We start from the raw sequence: 15,680 nt of genomic DNA on the forward strand, positions 1-15,680 counted from the left end.
CACCCTGATAAGGCGAACTTATGAAACAAAAAGTGGTTAGCATTGGTGATATCAACGTAGCGAACGACCTGCCGTTCGTGCTGTTCGGCGGGATGAACGTGCTGGAGTCGCGCGACCTGGCGATGCGTATCTGCGAACATTATGTCACCGTTACGCAGAAGCTTGGTATTCCCTACGTCTTCAAAGCCTCCTTTGATAAAGCCAACCGTTCCTCCATCCACTCCTATCGTGGGCCGGGTCTGGAAGAAGGGATGAAGATTTTCCAGGAGCTGAAGCAGACCTTTGGCGTGAAAATCATCACCGACGTTCATGAAGCCAGCCAGGCGCAGCCGGTAGCTGACGTGGTGGACGTGATCCAGCTTCCGGCTTTCCTCGCGCGCCAGACTGACCTGGTGGAAGCGATGGCGAAGACCGGGGCGGTGATCAACGTCAAGAAGCCGCAGTTCGTCAGCCCGGGTCAGATGGGCAACATCGTCGATAAGTTTATCGAAGGGGGTAACGACAAAGTAATCCTCTGCGACCGCGGCGCTAACTTCGGTTACGACAACCTGGTCGTGGATATGCTCGGCTTCGGCGTGATGAAGAAAGCCTCCAACAACTCGCCGGTCATTTTCGACGTCACCCACGCGCTGCAGTGCCGCGACCCGTTTGGCGCAGCCTCCGGCGGTCGTCGTGCGCAGGTGAGCGAGCTGGCCCGCGCCGGTATGGCGGTAGGTATCGCCGGTCTGTTTATTGAAGCGCATCCGGATCCGGACCACGCGAAATGCGACGGCCCGTCCGCGCTGCCGCTGGATAAACTGGAGCCGTTCCTCAAACAGATGAAAGCGATTGACGATCTGGTGAAAAGCTTCGACGAGCTGGATACCAGCAAGTAAGCCTGACTGCATCAGTAAAAAAGCCTGCCGGCGTCAAAACCGGCAGGCTTTTTTTCGCCCGGACTCCGCCGGGTGGGAAAACGGGGTCAGGCGAAAATGGTCATCAGATAGGCGGCGAACAGCGCCATGTGGGCCGCGCCGTTCAGCACATTGGTGCGTCCGGTGGAGAAGGAGATATGGCACAGCACCAGCGAGGCGACCATCACCACCATCTCCGGGGCGCCAAGGCCAAAGCGCAGCTCATTGCCGGTCAGGAAGGCGATGAGGGTGACCACCGGGACCGTCAGCGAGATGGTGGCCAGCACGGAGCCGAAAAACAGATTCATCGCCCGCTGAACCTGATTGTTGAGCACCGCTTTCAGGGCGCCAAGGCCTTCCGGCGACAGGATCAGCAGAGCCACCAGGAAGCCGGTAAAGGCCACCGGGGCATTCATGCTGGTCAACAGCGTTTCCAGCGGGTTAGCGTTCATTTTGGTAACCGCGATCACTGCCACCAGGTGCACCAGCAGCCAGGCGGTATGCCACCCGCTGCTGTGGGCGGACGGTTTACCGTGGTGCGGGTCGTCATCGTCGCTGTCGTCTTCATGCTCATAAACAAACAGGCTCTGATGGGTTTTGGTCTGAATAAGCAGGAAAACGCCGTACATGGCCGCCGAAATTACCGCCACCAGCAGCGATTGCCCGGTGCTGAAGTTCGCGCCCGGCAGCGCCATCGGAAAGACCAGCACGATAATCGCTAGCGGAAACAGGGCGATAAGATACTGCTTAATGCCGAACAGATTCATATATTGGGTGGCGAATTTACGCCCGCCCAGCAGCAGAGAGAAACCGACCAGACCGCCGGTGACGATCATAATAATGGAGTAGAGGGTATCCCGCATCAAGGTCGGCGCGGCGTCGCCGGTGGCCATTAAGGCAGAGATCAAACTGACCTCAAGGATAACCACCGACAGGCTTAAAATCAGGGAGCCATAGGGTTCGCCCAGGCGGTGGGCGAGGACGTCGGCGTGGCGGACCACGCTGAAGGCGCTGCTCAAAATGCCGACCAGCGCGAGGATATTGATCGCGATAACCACTGGCAGTGACTGGCTGCTGCCCCAGAAAAACAGCACCGCCAGCGCCAGCACCGGAAAGACGAGGGAAGACTCCTTATGGCGGGTTTTTACCGCCTCATGTGCATGGGTCATGAACCATCTCCATTTATGCAGGTGTTATAATTATAAAAACGTAGGGCGGTAAAGTAACAGATCTTGCTAAATTACCGCTGGTTTTTTACTTAAATTTACGGGTATCGAGGGATATCTTGATTAGTTTATTATAATTTATGTTTACTTATATTTAGTTCTTATTATTCAGATAATTACTAAAATAATTTTTCTACTCATTTTAACCTTGATAGCCAGCCGACTGCGTACCAGACTTAAACTTAATGCTCAAACAGGAGGTCAGTATGCCCTATCGCAGTAAACAAGAACTCCCCGACAGCGTTCAGCATGTACTGCCTGCCCATGCGCAGGAAATTTATAAAGAAGCGTTTAACAGCGCCTGGGATCAATATAAAGATAAAGACGAGCGGCGCGATGACGCCAGCCGCGAAGAGACGGCGCACAAAGTCGCCTGGGCGGCGGTGAAGAACAGCTATGAGAAAGGCGATGATGATAAGTGGCATAAGAAAAAATAATCGCTGACGCCGCTTTTTCGCTTGCCAGCGCCCCGCTGATTGCTTATTGAAAGATAAAGCTGGATAATATTTCAGCAATATTGACGGATGCATGAGACGAACGCCGGGAAGCGGGCAGTGGCGGAGGTAGTAAACAGTGTTAACTCGTGATTTCTTAATGAATGCGGATTGTAAGACAGCGTTTGGCGCTATTGAGGAATCGCTACTCTGGTCGGCAGAACAACGTGCAGCCTCGCTGGCGGCGACGCTGGCCTGCCGCCCGGATGATGGCTCAGTATGGATCTTTGGCTACGGTTCGCTTATCTGGAACCCGGCGCTCAATTATCGCGAGTCCTGCACCGGCACGCTGCCGGGCTGGCACCGCGCGTTTTGCCTGCGGTTGACCGCCGGGCGCGGTAGTGCCTGCCAGCCGGGACGCATGCTGGCTCTCAAAGAGGGCGGCCGAACCACCGGCGTCGCCTATCGTCTGCCTGACGACACGCTGGAGGAGGAGCTGACCCTGCTGTGGAAGCGGGAGATGATCACCGGCTGCTATCTGCCCACCTGGTGCAAGCTGGAGCTGGACGACGGACGGACGGTGAATGCCCTGGTGTTTATTATGGATCCGCGCCATCCACTGTTTGAACCGGATACCAGTGCCAAGGTTATCGCCCCGCTGATCGCCCGGGCCAGCGGGCCGCTCGGCACCAACGCCCAGTATCTGTTTTCGCTTGAGCAGGCGCTGCGCAAGCTGGGCATGCACGATGCCAGTCTCGATGACCTGGTGGCCAGCGTCCGCGCGCTGTTGGGCGAGAGTCCGACGCCGGGCCTGGCCTGAGCGCGCGCAAAAGAAAACGCCCGGCATGACCGGGCGTCCGATTGCTGACCAGTAAGGAAAAAGCGTGGTTTTTCCTTACTGGTGGTTATCAGCCGAAAATCAATAAATTGATTTTCCTTGTTATTTTTCTGGTGCAATCTGCAAGTACAATGATTGCATGAGGTTTGTCATGAATCCCACGCCCGGCATGACCGGGCGTGTGTTCTGGCAGTGACGGTCAGGCCGGCACGTAGCTGATGGAGTGCTCCAGCGACTGGCTGTGACTGTCGATAAGCACGTTCCAGGTGCCGCTGTAGGGCACCGTCAGATAGGCGCTGTCCCGATCCTGCACGCTCAGAATATCCGCATGACTGTCGCCCGGGACCTTCGCGCTCATCAGATGAATATGGCAGCGCTCTGAGCACCGCACCACCAGCGTGTCACCACCAAATAACGTCAAACTTGCTTTAACCATCGCCATTTTATACCCCGTTTCTGTCCCGCTACAGCATCCTGCCCACCCAGTCCTCGCGTGATATTGTTCACACTTTGCTCTGTGCATCACACCAAACGGCGCGGGTCGGGATGCTGATTTTGATCAAAAAAAGGGATAAAGATTAAACAAAAATGACGTTGTTCCTGAAAGCATTCAGCTAACGTTTTTTTTACCTCTGCAGGCGGCGAAACCTGATATTTCCTGCCGTTTGGCGCCCCAGATTCAGAAGGTCAGCACTTTATCTGCCGCCAGGGTCCACTGGGCCAGCTCAACGAGAGTGCCAACCTCCACGCCGTCAACCAGCGGCAGTGCGCTGACCCCGCGGCCGTCCGCGCAGGTTTTACACAGCTTCACGGGAACCTGCTGGGCGGTGAGGATCTCCAGCATCTGCTGCACATTATACCCTTCTGCCGGCTTCTGCCCCCGCAGCCCGGCGGTGACGGCGTCGGACATCAGAAACAGCTTGAGATCGAGGTCGGACTGCTGCTCGCGCAGGGCAATGGCCAGGCGCAGGCTGTTGAACAGGGATTCGCTGCCGTAGGCGGCGCCGTTGGCGATGATCACAATACGTTGCATACAAACTCCTTCTTAAAGGCACGGTTATTGCTTTAGGCAGTATAAAGCGTTAACCCGGAGGAGGGGTATGAATAATACGACTGGTCATGCGCACGATGCGACGGCCTGGCTGCAGCTGGCGCGTCGCCTGCAAAAACAACAGCTTCAGCAGTTTAGCCAACTGGGGGAACTGGCCAGCCAGCTCAGCGCGCTGGTGCATATGCTGCAGTGTGAGCGCGGGGCGTCAAATATCTATCTTTGCTCGGGCGGCTTGCTGTATACAGCGGAGTGTCGGGCGGGAGGGGCGCTGGTTGACGAGCGGCTAGCCCTGTTTTATGCCAGCCTCGAACGGGCGCGCGCGGTAGCCGGCAGCGCGCTGTGCTGGCGTATCGCCAGAGCGGTTGACGAGCTGGCGCAGCTCCCGGCGCTACGCGCGCAGATCGGCCGCCGGCAAATTGCCGCTGAAGCCGCGACGGAGCAGTTCAGCCGCGTCATCCGCCATCTGCTGAACATCGCCCCGCAGCTCAATGACAGCATTGACGATCCGCCGGTGGCTGGTCGGATGGTCGCCCTGTACAGCTTTATGCAGGGAAAAGAGCTGGTGGGCCAGGAGCGCGCGCTGGGAGCATTGGGCTTTACCCGCGGCGAGTTCAGCGACAGCCTGCGCCAGCAGCTGGTGGACCGTATTGACGGTCAGCAGCCCTGCTTCGACAGCTTTCAGGCGCTGGGCAGCCCGGCGACCGTCCAGTTGTTCAGAACCCAGTGCCACGCCGGTCTGGATATTGAACAGCTGCGGCGGATCGCCTGTACCCGCCAGCCGGCTGCCGACGGCGGGGAAACGGCGCTGCGCTGGTTTGGTCTGCAAACCCAACGGCTTGAGCAACTGCGCGAAGTGGAAGAGCAACTGATCGACGATCTGCTGGATGCCACCGACGCGCTGTTAGCAGACGACGCGCCTGGCTGGCAGGCCGGAGAGGAAGACGATAGCGTGACGCTACGGCTCGATAAACAGCTACTGCCGCTGGTGCGCCAGCAGGCCTATGAGCTGCAGCAGCTCTCCAGCCAGCTGGCCTCGCTGAAAGACGCGCTCGAAGAGCGCAAGCTGATCGAAAAAGCGAAAAGTCTGCTGATGACGCACCAGGGAATGCAGGAGGAGCAGGCCTGGCAGACGCTGCGCAAGATGGCCATGGACAAAAATCAGCGCATGGTTGAGATAGCCCGCGCGCTGCTGATGGTGAAGGCGATTTGGCCGCTAACACCAAAGGAGTAGATGCACAATCGATGGGCATTCTTTGCCTGCCGGCGGTGCACTTTTAGGTGAAAAACCGGCCAGCGTTGGGAAAAAGCCCGCCAGCGCGCTATTGCCAAAGCTGGCATCCCGTTTGCATTACTTATTAAGTGAATAAAAGTCCGGGCAACGAACCAATGGCGGTTCGGGGGCCCGTGGATAAAGGCGTCCTGCAGTGCGTATGCACTGTCGGGCGCTTTTTTTTTGCGCATGGTGGAGCGGATATGGGCGACAAATTTTCAATTTCCCGGCGGCGCTTGCTGCAGGCAGGGGCCGCGCTGGGCGGCGCGATGCTGCTGCCGGGCGTGATGCAGGCCGCCTGGGCCGGCGGCTCGGACAAACCGGAGCAAACCCGCGTGCGGGTCGGATTTATTCCGCTGACCGATTGCGCGCCGCTGGCCATCGCCGCGGCGAAGGGGTTTGACCAAAAATATGGCATCACCCTGGTGGCGAGTAAGGAAGCCAGCTGGGCGGCGGTGCGCGACAAGCTGGTGGCCGGCGAGCTCGACGCGGCGCATATTCTCTATGGCCTGCTGTACGGCCTCGAACTGGGGATCGCCAGCAAGCCGCAGGCGATGGCCAATTTGATGACCCTCAACCGCAATGGGCAGGCGATTACCCTCTCCAGCGAGCTGCAGGAGAAAGGGGTGACCGACCTCGGCGGGCTGAAGCGGCTGATCGACCGCAGCGCGCCGGGCAGTTACACCTTCGCCCATACCTTTCCTACCGGCACCCATGCCATGTGGCTTTACTACTGGCTGGCGAGCGCCGGCATCGATCCCTTCAACGATGTGCGCACCGTCGTGGTGCCGCCGCCGCAGATGGTGATGAACATGCGCATCGGCAATATGAGCGGCTTTTGTGTCGGCGAGCCGTGGAACGCCCGCGCTATTAACGACCGTATCGGCTTCACCGCGGCCACTTCCCAGGATATCTGGCCCGAGCATCCGGAAAAGGTGCTGGGCACCCGTCGCGACTGGGTGGAACGCAACCCGAACACCGCCCGCGCGCTGGTGGCGGCCCTGATGGAGGCGCAGCGCTGGATCGCCGCCTCGCCGGAGAACACCCGGGAGACGGCCCGCCTGCTCGCCAGACGCGGCTGGCTCAATACCAAGGAGCAATACCTCACCGGCCGGATGCTTGGAGAGTATGACAACGGCCTTGGCCGCCGCTGGCAGGATGCCCATCCGATGCGCTTCTGGGCCGGGGGCGAGGTGAGTTTCCCGTGGCTGTCGGACGGGATGTGGTTCCTCACCCAGTTCCGCCGCTGGGGGTTGCTGAAGCAGGCTCCGGATTACCTCGCGGTGGCGTCGCGCATTAACCGCATCGATGTCTGGCAGGCTGCCGCCCAGGCGGTAGGAGGGATCAGCGCGCCGGCAGCCAGGATGCGCAGCAGCACACTAATGGACGGGACGGTCTGGAACGGGTCCGACCCGGAAGGCTACGCCCGTCATTTCTCTATTCAACGTAAGGGGGCATGAGATGAAGCAGGCACAACGTAAGCAACCGGTCGTCAGCGTGGACAACGCGCCTGGCGAAGTGATTATCCTGCCGCCGGTGCAGGTCCGGCGCACCACGCCGACCGTCACGCGCTGGCTGCGTGAGCTCACCCAGCGCCTGCTGCCCCCGCTGTTGGGGCTGGGTGTGCTGCTGCTGGCCTGGCAGCTGGCGGCGATGCATAGCAAAGGCTTTCCCACGCCGCTGAGCACGCTGGACTCGGCGCTGACCCTGTTTGCCGATCCGTTCTATCAGGACGGGCCCAATGACATGGGCATCGGCTGGAACGTGCTGGCCTCCCTGCAGCGCGTGGCGGTGGGCTTCGGCCTGGCGGCGCTGGCGGGCATTCCGCTGGGGTTTTTGATCGGCCGTTCGCTGTTCTTCGCCCGCATGTTTAATCCGCTGATTGCTCTGCTGCGCCCGGTCAGCCCGCTGGCCTGGCTGCCGATTGGCCTGCTGCTGTTCCAGAAGGCGGAGCCGGCTTCCAGCTGGACCATTTTTATCTGCTCCATCTGGCCGATGGTGATCAACACCGCGGAGGGTGTGCGGCGGATCCCGCAGGACTATCTCAACGTCGCCCGCGTCCTCCAGCTCTCGGAGTGGACGGTGATGCGCAAAATCCTCTTTCCGGCGGTGCTGCCGGCGGTGCTTACCGGCGTGCGCCTCTCCATCGGCATCGCCTGGCTGGTGATCGTGGCGGCGGAAATGCTTACCGGCGGGCTGGGGATCGGCTTCTGGATCTGGAACGAGTGGAACAACCTCAATGTGGAAAACATCATCATCGCCATCGTCATTATCGGCGTCGTCGGCCTGCTGCTGGAGCAGGGCCTGATGCTGCTCGCTCGCCGCTTTAGCTGGCAGGAAAAATAAGGAGCCAACATGAAACCATTAATTCAGGTGCAGGCCGTCAGCCAACGCTTCAACACCGCCAGCGGCGAGTTCCTGGCGCTGCAGAATGTCTCCTTCGATATCGTCGAAGGGGAGACCATTAGCCTGATCGGCCACTCGGGTTGCGGAAAATCGACCCTGCTAAACCTGATCGCCGGGATCACCACCCCTACCGAGGGCGGACTACTGTGTGATAACCGGGAAATCGCCGGTCCCGGGCCGGAGCGGGCGGTGGTTTTCCAGAACCACTCGCTGCTGCCGTGGCTGAGCTGTTTCGACAATGTGGCGCTGGCGGTGGATCAGGTGTTCCGTCGCACCATGAGCAAGAGTGAGCGCCGGGAGTGGATCGAACACAACCTGGCGCGCGTACAGATGGGTCATGCGCTGCACAAACGTCCCGGGGAGATCTCCGGCGGCATGAAGCAGCGGGTGGGTATCGCCCGGGCGCTGGCGATGAAGCCGAAAGTGTTGCTGCTTGATGAGCCCTTCGGCGCCCTGGATGCGCTGACCCGCGCCCACCTCCAGGACACGGTGATGCATATCCAGCAGGAGCTCAATACCACCATCGTCATGATCACCCACGACGTTGATGAAGCGGTGCTGCTCTCGGATCGGGTGCTGATGATGACCAACGGTCCGGCGGCGACGGTCGGCGAGATCCTCGCGGTCGATCTGCCGCGTCCGCGCCACCGCGTTCAGCTGGCGGACGACAGCCGGTATCACCATCTGCGCCAGCAGATCCTCCATTTCCTGTATGAAAAACAGCCGAAAGCGGCGTAAGGAGGCGGTCATGACGCGGCGACTGGTGGTGATCGGTAACGGCATGGCGGCCACCCGGCTGGTGCAGCGGCTGGTTGAGCGCGACCCCGCGCGGTTTGCCATTACCGTCGTCGGCGACGAGCCGCACCCGGCCTATAACCGCATTCAGCTCTCGCCGCTGCTGGCAGGTGAAAAAACGGCGGCGCAGATCCCGTTGCTGCCGGCGGAGTGGTATACCCGGCACGGGGTGTGCCTGCGGTCTGGCGAGGCGGTCGATGAAGTCGATATTCAGCAACGGCGGCTGCGCATCGCGGAAACCTGGCTGCCGTGGGATGAACTGGTGTTCGCCACCGGTTCGCGGCCCTTTATCCCGCCGCTGCCGGGCATTGATCGTCCGCAGGTTATGCCCTTCCGCACCCTGGCGGACGTGGAACGTATTCTGGCGATACCCGGCCCGGCGGTGGTGATTGGCGGCGGGGTGCTGGGGGTGGAAGCGGCGGCGGCGCTGCGTCGTCACGGCGGAGAGGTCACTCTTCTGCATCGCGGCAGCGGATTAATGGCGCCGCTGACCGACGCTTTTGCCGCCGATGAGCTCAGGCAGCAGCTTGAAGCGCGCGGCATTCGCTGCGTGCTGGAGTGCCGCATCGCCGCCATCGACGCCGATGGCGTGCGGCTGGCGGACGGGCGCGTATTCCGCGCCGCCAGAGTGGTGCTGGCTACCGGCGTGCAGCCCGACAGCCGTCTGGCGGCGCAGTCCGGCGTGCTGTGCCAGCGGGGGATCGTGGTCGACCGTCAGATGGCCTCCTCGCTGCCGGGGATCAGCGCCATCGGCGAATGTTGCGAAATTGACGGCCAGACCTGGGGGCTGGTGGCTCCCTGCCTGCGTCAGGCCGAGGTGCTGGCGGATCGCCTGTGCGGCGCCCCCGGCGAGGGCTTTGTCTGGCAGGATGCCGGGACCCGCCTGAAGGTCACCGGCATTGAACTCTTTAGCGCTGGCGAGCAGCAGCCCGGCGAACAGGATGACATTTATACCAGCTGGGACCCCATCGACCGCCACTATCGTCGCCTGCTGCTGCGCGATGGCCGCCTGCGCGGCGTGCTGCTGATGGGCGACTGCACCGCCGCCGCCGCGCTTACCGCGCGCCTGGAAAGCGATGAGCCTGTCACCGTGGACTGGCTTTTTGACCCCTCTTCAACGCAGCCGCAGGCTGCAGGAATAATGACGATGACGAAACCTGTATTAGTGCTGGTGGGACATGGCATGGTCGGCCACCATTTTCTCGAGCAATGCGTGAGCCGCAATCTGCATCAGCAATATCGAATCGTGGTGTTTGGCGAAGAGCGTTATCCCGCCTACGACCGGGTACATCTCTCCGAGTATTTTGCCGGACGCAGCGCCGAGTCGCTGTCGCTGGCGGCCGGGGACTTCTTTATTGAACATGGTATTGAACTCCGCCTCGGCGAGGCGGTGGCGACCATCGACCGCGAAGCACGGCTGGTACGGGACGCCGAGGGGCATGAAATCCACTGGGATAAACTGGTGCTGGCGACCGGCTCGTATCCCTTTGTTCCGCCAATCCCCGGTAACGATCTCGCGGGGTGCTTTGTCTACCGCACTCTTGACGATCTCGACCGTATCGCCGCCCATGCCGCCGCGGCGAAGAGCGGGGTGGTTATCGGCGGCGGGCTGCTCGGGCTGGAGGCGGCCAACGCCCTGAAACAGCTGGGGCTGGAGACGCAGGTGGTGGAGTTTGCCCCGAACCTGATGGCCGTCCAGCTGGATAACGGCGGGGCGGCGATGCTCCGGGAGAAGATTGTCGCCCTCGGCGTGGGGGTGCATACCAGCAAAGCGACCACCGCCATCGTGCGCGAGGCCGACGGCCTGCGGCTGAACTTTGCCGACGGCGGCGCGTTGCGGACCGACATGGTGGTCTTCTCGGCGGGGATCCGCCCGCAGGACGCGCTGGCCCGCGGCTGCGCACTGCAGGTGGGCGAACGCGGGGGAATTCACATCGACGGCCAGTGCCGCACCTCTGACCCGGACGTGCTGGCGATAGGCGAATGCGCCCTGTGGGACAATAAAATTTACGGTCTGGTGGCGCCGGGCTATCAGATGGCGCGCATCGCCGCGGCTACTCTCGCAGGAGAGGACGCCTGCTTTAGCGGCGCCGACATGAGCACCAAACTGAAGCTGCTGGGGGTCGACGTGGCCTCGTTTGGCGATGCGCAGGGGCGCACGCCGGGCTGTCAGAGCTATCAATGGACCGACGGTCCGCAGCAGATTTACAAAAAAATCGTCGTCAGTCAGGACGGCAAAGCCCTGCTTGGCGGCGTGCTGGTGGGGGATGCCAGCGACTATGCCACGCTGCTGCAGATGATGCTGAACGGCATGGCGCTGCCGCCGCGTCCGGAGAGTCTGATCCTGCCCGCGCTGGAGGGAGCCGCGCCGAAGGCGCTCGGCGTCGCGGCGCTGCCGGACAGCGCGCCGATCTGCTCCTGCCATAACGTCAGCAAAGGCGATATCTGCCAGGCGGTGAACAATGGGGCGAGGGATATGTCGGCGATAAAAAGCTGCACCAGAGCGGCTACCGGCTGCGGCGGCTGCAGCGCGCTGGTGAAACAGGTGATGGAGTATCAGCTGGCGGAGCAGGGCGTCGAAGTGAAAAAAGACGTCTGCGAACATTTCCCGTGGTCGCGCCAGGAGATCTACCACCTGGTGCGGGTTAACCATATCCATACCTTCGAGCAGTTGATTAGCCGCTACGGCCAGGGGCACGGCTGCGATGTCTGCAAACCGCTGGTGGCCTCGGTGCTGGCCTCCTGCTGGAACGAGTACCTGCTGAAGCCGGCGCACCTGCCGCTGCAGGATACCAACGACCGCTATTTCGCCAATATCCAGAAGGACGGGAGCTATTCGGTGGTGCCGCGGATGGCGGCAGGGGAAGTGACGCCGGACGGACTGATCGCCATCGGGCAGATCGCCAAACGTTACCAGCTCTACAGCAAAGTGACCGGCGGCCAGCGCATCGACCTGTTTGGCGCGCGGCTGGAACAGCTGCCGGCTATCTGGCGCGAGCTGGCCGACGCCGGGTTTGAAACCGGCCACGCCTACGGCAAGTCGCTGCGCACGGTGAAATCCTGCGTCGGCTCAACCTGGTGTCGCTACGGCGTGCAAGACTCCACCGGGCTCGCGGTACGGCTCGAGCATCGCTATAAAGGGCTACGCGCCCCGCACAAAATCAAGATGGCGGTCTCCGGCTGCACCCGCGAATGCGCTGAAGCCCAGGGGAAAGATATCGGGGTGATTGCCACCGACAAAGGCTGGAATCTGTACGTCTGCGGCAACGGCGGGATGAAACCGCGTCACGCCGACCTGTTTGCCAGCGATCTCGACGAAGCGACGTTGATCCGCAGCATCGATCGTCTGCTGATGTTCTATATCCGTACCGCCGATCGCCTGCAGCGAACCAGCACCTGGATGGATAACCTGGAGGGCGGCGTCACCTATCTGCGGCAGGTGGTGCTGGAGGATAGTCTTGGCATTGGCGAGGAGCTGGAGCAGGAGATGGCCCGGATCGTCGACAGCTACCAGTGCGAGTGGCAGACCACCCTCAACGATCCGCAGCGTCTGGCGCTGTTCCGCTCCTTCGTTAATAGCGACCAGCCCGACGAGGCTGTGCAGCGCCGCGATCTGCGCGGTCAGCCGCAGCCGCTGCTGACTGAGACGTTGCCCGAAGGCGAACTCCCATCCCGACCGTGGCAGGCGGTATGCGACCTTGACGCCATTCCGGCGCAGGCGGGGATCGGCGCCCGCTTAGGGGAGCGGCAGATTGCCCTGTTCCGCTTCGGCGAGCGGGTCTACGCCCTCGACAACCGCGAGCCGGGCAGCGCGGCCAACGTGCTGTCGCGTGGGCTGTTAGGGGACGTCGGCGGCGAGCCGGTGGTGATCTCCCCGCTGTACAAACAGCGGATACGCCTGCGCGACGGCTGGCCGTGCGACGGCGACGAACAGGCGGTACGCGCCTGGCCGGTGAAAGTAGAAAACGGCAAAGTGTGGGTGGGTAACCAGCAGCTGCTGGCCCGCGCGGAGGCCTCCTGATGAATACCATCCGAACGACCTGCCCCTACTGCGGCGTAGGCTGCGGGGTGCTGGCGAGCGTGGACGACGCGGGGCAGGTGAGCGTGCGTGGCGACGATCAGCACCCGGCGAACCTCGGCCGTCTGTGCGTCAAAGGGGCCGCCTTAGGGGAGACCACGGGCCTGGCGGGGCGGCTGCTGACGCCGGAGGTCGACGGCCAGCAGGTAGCCTGGCCTCAGGCGCTGGCGGAAACCGCTGCGCGCCTGCGACAGATCATCGACCAGCACGGACCGCAAGCGGTGGCCTTTTACGCCTCCGGCCAGCTGTTAACCGAGGATTACTATGCCGCCAATAAGCTGATGAAAGGGTTTATCGGCGCGGCGAACATCGATACCAATTCACGGCTGTGCATGTCGTCAGCGGTCACTGGCTACAAGCGGGCCTTTGGCGCCGACGTGGTGCCCTGCAGCTACGATGATGTGGAAAACAGCGATCTGGTGGTGCTGGTCGGCTCGAACGCCGCTTGGGCGCATCCGGTGCTGTTCCAGCGGCTGGCGCAGGCGAAGCGGGATAATCCCCGATTGCGGATCGTGGCGATCGACCCCCGACGCACCGCTACCTGCGAGATCGCCGACCGCCATCTGGCGCTGGCCCCGGGAAGCGACGGCGGGTTGTTTGTGGGGCTGCTTAACGCCCTGGCTGAGGCAGGAGCCTGCGTCGATGGCTTTCGCGACGGCCCGCAGGCGCTGGCCGCCGCCCGCGGCTGGGACGTGGCGAGGGTGGCGGCCTTTTGCGGTCTGCCTGCCGATGAGGTGGCGGGATTCTATCGCGAGTTCATCGCCGCCCCGCGGGCGATCACCCTCTACACCATGGGAATCAATCAATCCGCCAGCGGCAGCGACAAATGTAACGCCATCATCAACGTCCATCTGGCCAGCGGGAAGTATGGCCGCCGCGGCTGCGGCCCCTTTTCGCTGACCGGTCAACCCAACGCCATGGGCGGCCGCGAAGTCGGCGGGCTGGCGACGATGCTGGCGGCGCACATGGATTTTGTGCCAGACGATCTGCAGCGGCTGGCCCGCTTCTGGGGGACGGAACGGCTGGCGCAGACCCCCGGGCTGACCGCCGTGGAGCTGTTTGCCGCCATTGGCCGCGGCGAGGTCAAAGCGGTCTGGATCATGGGTACCAACCCGGTGGTGTCGCTCCCTGACAGCCACGCGGTGAGCCAGGCGCTGGCCGCCTGTCCGCTGGTGATCGTCTCAGATGTCGCCGCCCAGACCGATACCGGACGTTTCGCCCACATCCGCTTTCCAGCGCTGGCCTGGGGCGAGAAGAATGGCACGGTCACCAACTCGGAGCGGCGGATATCCCGTCAGCGCAGCTTTCTGCCGCCGCCGGGGGAGGCGAAAGCGGACTGGTGGATCATCGCCAGAGTGGGCCAGGCGCTGGGGTATCGCGAGGCGTTTGCCTGGCAGCATCCGCATGACGTCTTCCGCGAGCATGCGGCGCTGTCCGGTTTCGAAAACGACGGCCAGCGGGCGTTTGATATCGGCGCGCTGGCGGATCTCAGCCGTGAGGCGTGGGACGCCATGCCGCCTGTGCGCTGGCCGGTCAGCCGCAGCGAGGCCGCCTGGGATATCACGCGCGGCTGGCATGGCGATGGCAGGCTGCGGATGGTGCCGGTGACGCCTCAACCGACCCGGGCGACAACCGATGCCTTTTATCCGCTGATCCTCAACAGCGGGCGGATCCGCGATCAGTGGCACACCATGACCCGTACCGGCGCAGTGCCGCGGCTGATGCAGCATATCGCGGAGCCAATGGTGGAGGTGGCGCCGCAGGATGCCGTTCGCTATCAGCTTCCCGCTGACGGGCTGGCGCGGATCTGGTCGCGGCATGGGGTGATGGTGGCGAAAGTGGCGATCAGCGAAGGGCAGCGCCCCGGCTCGCTGTTTGTTCCGATGCACTGGAACAACCAGTTTGCCCGTCAGGGGCGGGTGAATAACCTGCTGGCCGCCGTCACGGACCCGTATTCCGGCCAGCCGGAAAGTAAACAGGCGGCGGTGGCGATTGCCGCCTGGCAACCGGCCTGGCACAGCGAGCTTTTTTGCCGCGAACCGCTACCATTTCCTGCGACCTGGCACTGGCGGCGGCGGGCGGCGCCAGGCGTGCTGCACTACTCGCTGGCCGGGGAGGCATCTGCCCGACAGTGGCTCAGCGCGTGGTGCGCCCGGCGCGGCTGGCAGTTACAGGTGGCTGACGGCGGCGCGGTGTGGAACCTGCTGGCCTGGCATCAGGGAAGGCTGATGCTCGGCTGGTGGAGCGATGCGCGCGAGCCGGCGGTGGATTGCGCATGGATAAGCGCTGCCTTTGCCGCGCCGCCGTCCGATGCTGCCCAACGACATGCCTTGCTTAGCGGCCGACCGGGCGCCGCAGTCGCGCCGCGGGGGCGGATCGTCTGCAGCTGCTTTGGGGTGGGGGAATGGTCAATTAACGAGGCCATCGCCAGCGGCTGCGCCAGCGTCGGGGCGCTGGGTGGGAAGCTGAAATGCGGGACCAACTGCGGCTCTTGCGTGCCGGAGCTCAACGCGCTGCTGGCGGCGCAACGAACCCGGGCGTAACGGTGGCGCGCAGCGACGCCTCCGGTTGGGCGGCACCTTACCCAACCGGTTTCAGCTTATTCCTGGAATTGCCCACAGGGCTGCGGGAGCAGGGAAAAAACGATAAACTAACACTTCTATCCATTTTTGTGAGCTTGCGCAAACTC

General features: G+C 62.4%; 12 protein-coding genes. 9 read left to right on the forward strand and 3 right to left on the reverse strand.

The window, feature by feature from the left end:
• Positions 1–20 precede the first annotated feature (20 nt).
• On the forward strand, positions 21–875 hold the full coding sequence (gene kdsA / locus RRF55_RS09440; RefSeq protein WP_002910393.1) for a 3-deoxy-8-phosphooctulonate synthase: 855 nt from the start codon (positions 21–23) through the stop codon (positions 873–875).
• 86 nt (positions 876–961) lie between these two features.
• On the opposite strand, the gene chaA is transcribed toward kdsA, so the two are convergent.
• Entirely contained in the window at positions 962–2,062 is a 1,101-nt protein-coding gene (chaA, locus tag RRF55_RS09445; protein WP_002910392.1) for a sodium-potassium/proton antiporter ChaA, read from the reverse strand.
• A 263-nt stretch (positions 2,063–2,325) separates the two neighbouring features.
• On the opposite strand from chaA, the gene chaB reads away from it, so the two are divergent.
• A complete protein-coding gene (gene chaB / locus RRF55_RS09450; RefSeq protein WP_002910389.1) occupies positions 2,326–2,556 on the forward strand; it encodes a putative cation transport regulator ChaB in 231 nt (76 codons plus the stop codon).
• Positions 2,557–2,692: 136 nt separating this feature from the next.
• Positions 2,693–3,373, forward strand: coding sequence for a gamma-glutamylcyclotransferase (locus RRF55_RS09455; RefSeq protein WP_023280258.1), 681 nt, complete (start codon positions 2,693–2,695; stop codon positions 3,371–3,373).
• 217 nt (positions 3,374–3,590) lie between these two features.
• Here the strand turns inward: RRF55_RS09455 and RRF55_RS09460 are convergent, their stop codons facing one another.
• A complete protein-coding gene (locus RRF55_RS09460; protein ID WP_002910387.1) occupies positions 3,591–3,833 on the reverse strand; it encodes a DUF1883 domain-containing protein in 243 nt (80 codons plus the stop codon).
• A gap of 237 nt (positions 3,834–4,070) precedes the next feature.
• A complete protein-coding gene (locus RRF55_RS09465) occupies positions 4,071–4,424 on the reverse strand; it encodes a DsrE/DsrF/TusD sulfur relay family protein (RefSeq protein ID WP_002910380.1) in 354 nt (117 codons plus the stop codon).
• A gap of 67 nt (positions 4,425–4,491) precedes the next feature.
• On the opposite strand from RRF55_RS09465, the gene nasR reads away from it, so the two are divergent.
• From nasR to RRF55_RS09495, 6 genes are all read left to right on the forward strand, one after another.
• Positions 4,492–5,673, forward strand: a complete 1,182-nt coding sequence (gene nasR, locus RRF55_RS09470; RefSeq protein ID WP_032415128.1) for a nitrate regulatory protein NasR — start codon at positions 4,492–4,494, stop codon at positions 5,671–5,673.
• 242 nt (positions 5,674–5,915) lie between these two features.
• Positions 5,916–7,172, forward strand: a complete 1,257-nt coding sequence (locus RRF55_RS09475) for a CmpA/NrtA family ABC transporter substrate-binding protein (protein ID WP_004175561.1) — start codon at positions 5,916–5,918, stop codon at positions 7,170–7,172.
• Position 7,173: 1 nt separating this feature from the next.
• Entirely contained in the window at positions 7,174–8,058 is an 885-nt protein-coding gene (gene ntrB / locus RRF55_RS09480; RefSeq protein ID WP_004152255.1) for a nitrate ABC transporter permease, read from the forward strand.
• Positions 8,059–8,067: 9 nt separating this feature from the next.
• On the forward strand, positions 8,068–8,856 hold the full coding sequence (locus RRF55_RS09485; protein ID WP_004145418.1) for an ABC transporter ATP-binding protein: 789 nt from the start codon (positions 8,068–8,070) through the stop codon (positions 8,854–8,856).
• 10 nt (positions 8,857–8,866) lie between these two features.
• The gene (gene nirB / locus RRF55_RS09490) at positions 8,867–12,934 is read left to right on the forward strand and encodes a nitrite reductase large subunit NirB (RefSeq protein WP_077254435.1); all 4,068 of its coding nucleotides are present in this window, start codon (positions 8,867–8,869) and stop codon (positions 12,932–12,934) included.
• A complete protein-coding gene (locus tag RRF55_RS09495; protein ID WP_032415127.1) occupies positions 12,934–15,534 on the forward strand; it encodes a nitrate reductase in 2,601 nt (866 codons plus the stop codon). The genes nirB and RRF55_RS09495 overlap by 1 nt, the downstream gene beginning before the upstream one ends.
• Positions 15,535–15,680: the final 146 nt, after the last annotated feature.

Source organism: Klebsiella sp. K47 (genome assembly GCF_051858335.1).
Taxonomy (GTDB): domain Bacteria; phylum Pseudomonadota; class Gammaproteobacteria; order Enterobacterales; family Enterobacteriaceae; genus Klebsiella; species Klebsiella pneumoniae.

Bases quoted from the DNA above. Each gene is read 5' to 3' on its own strand.
- kdsA (WP_002910393.1), top strand. From the start codon at position 21: ATGAAACAAAAAGTGGTTAGCATTGGTGATATCAACGTAGCGAACGAC.
- chaA (WP_002910392.1), bottom strand. From the start codon at position 2,062: ATGACCCATGCACATGAGGCGGTAAAAACCCGCCATAAGGAGTCTTCC.
- chaB (WP_002910389.1), top strand. From the start codon at position 2,326: ATGCCCTATCGCAGTAAACAAGAACTCCCCGACAGCGTTCAGCATGTA.
- RRF55_RS09460 (WP_002910387.1), bottom strand. From the start codon at position 3,833: ATGGCGATGGTTAAAGCAAGTTTGACGTTATTTGGTGGTGACACGCTG.
- RRF55_RS09465 (WP_002910380.1), bottom strand. From the start codon at position 4,424: ATGCAACGTATTGTGATCATCGCCAACGGCGCCGCCTACGGCAGCGAA.
- nasR (WP_032415128.1), top strand. From the start codon at position 4,492: ATGAATAATACGACTGGTCATGCGCACGATGCGACGGCCTGGCTGCAG.
- RRF55_RS09475 (WP_004175561.1), top strand. From the start codon at position 5,916: ATGGGCGACAAATTTTCAATTTCCCGGCGGCGCTTGCTGCAGGCAGGG.
- ntrB (WP_004152255.1), top strand. From the start codon at position 7,174: ATGAAGCAGGCACAACGTAAGCAACCGGTCGTCAGCGTGGACAACGCG.
- RRF55_RS09485 (WP_004145418.1), top strand. From the start codon at position 8,068: ATGAAACCATTAATTCAGGTGCAGGCCGTCAGCCAACGCTTCAACACC.
- nirB (WP_077254435.1), top strand. From the start codon at position 8,867: ATGACGCGGCGACTGGTGGTGATCGGTAACGGCATGGCGGCCACCCGG.
- RRF55_RS09495 (WP_032415127.1), top strand. From the start codon at position 12,934: ATGAATACCATCCGAACGACCTGCCCCTACTGCGGCGTAGGCTGCGGG.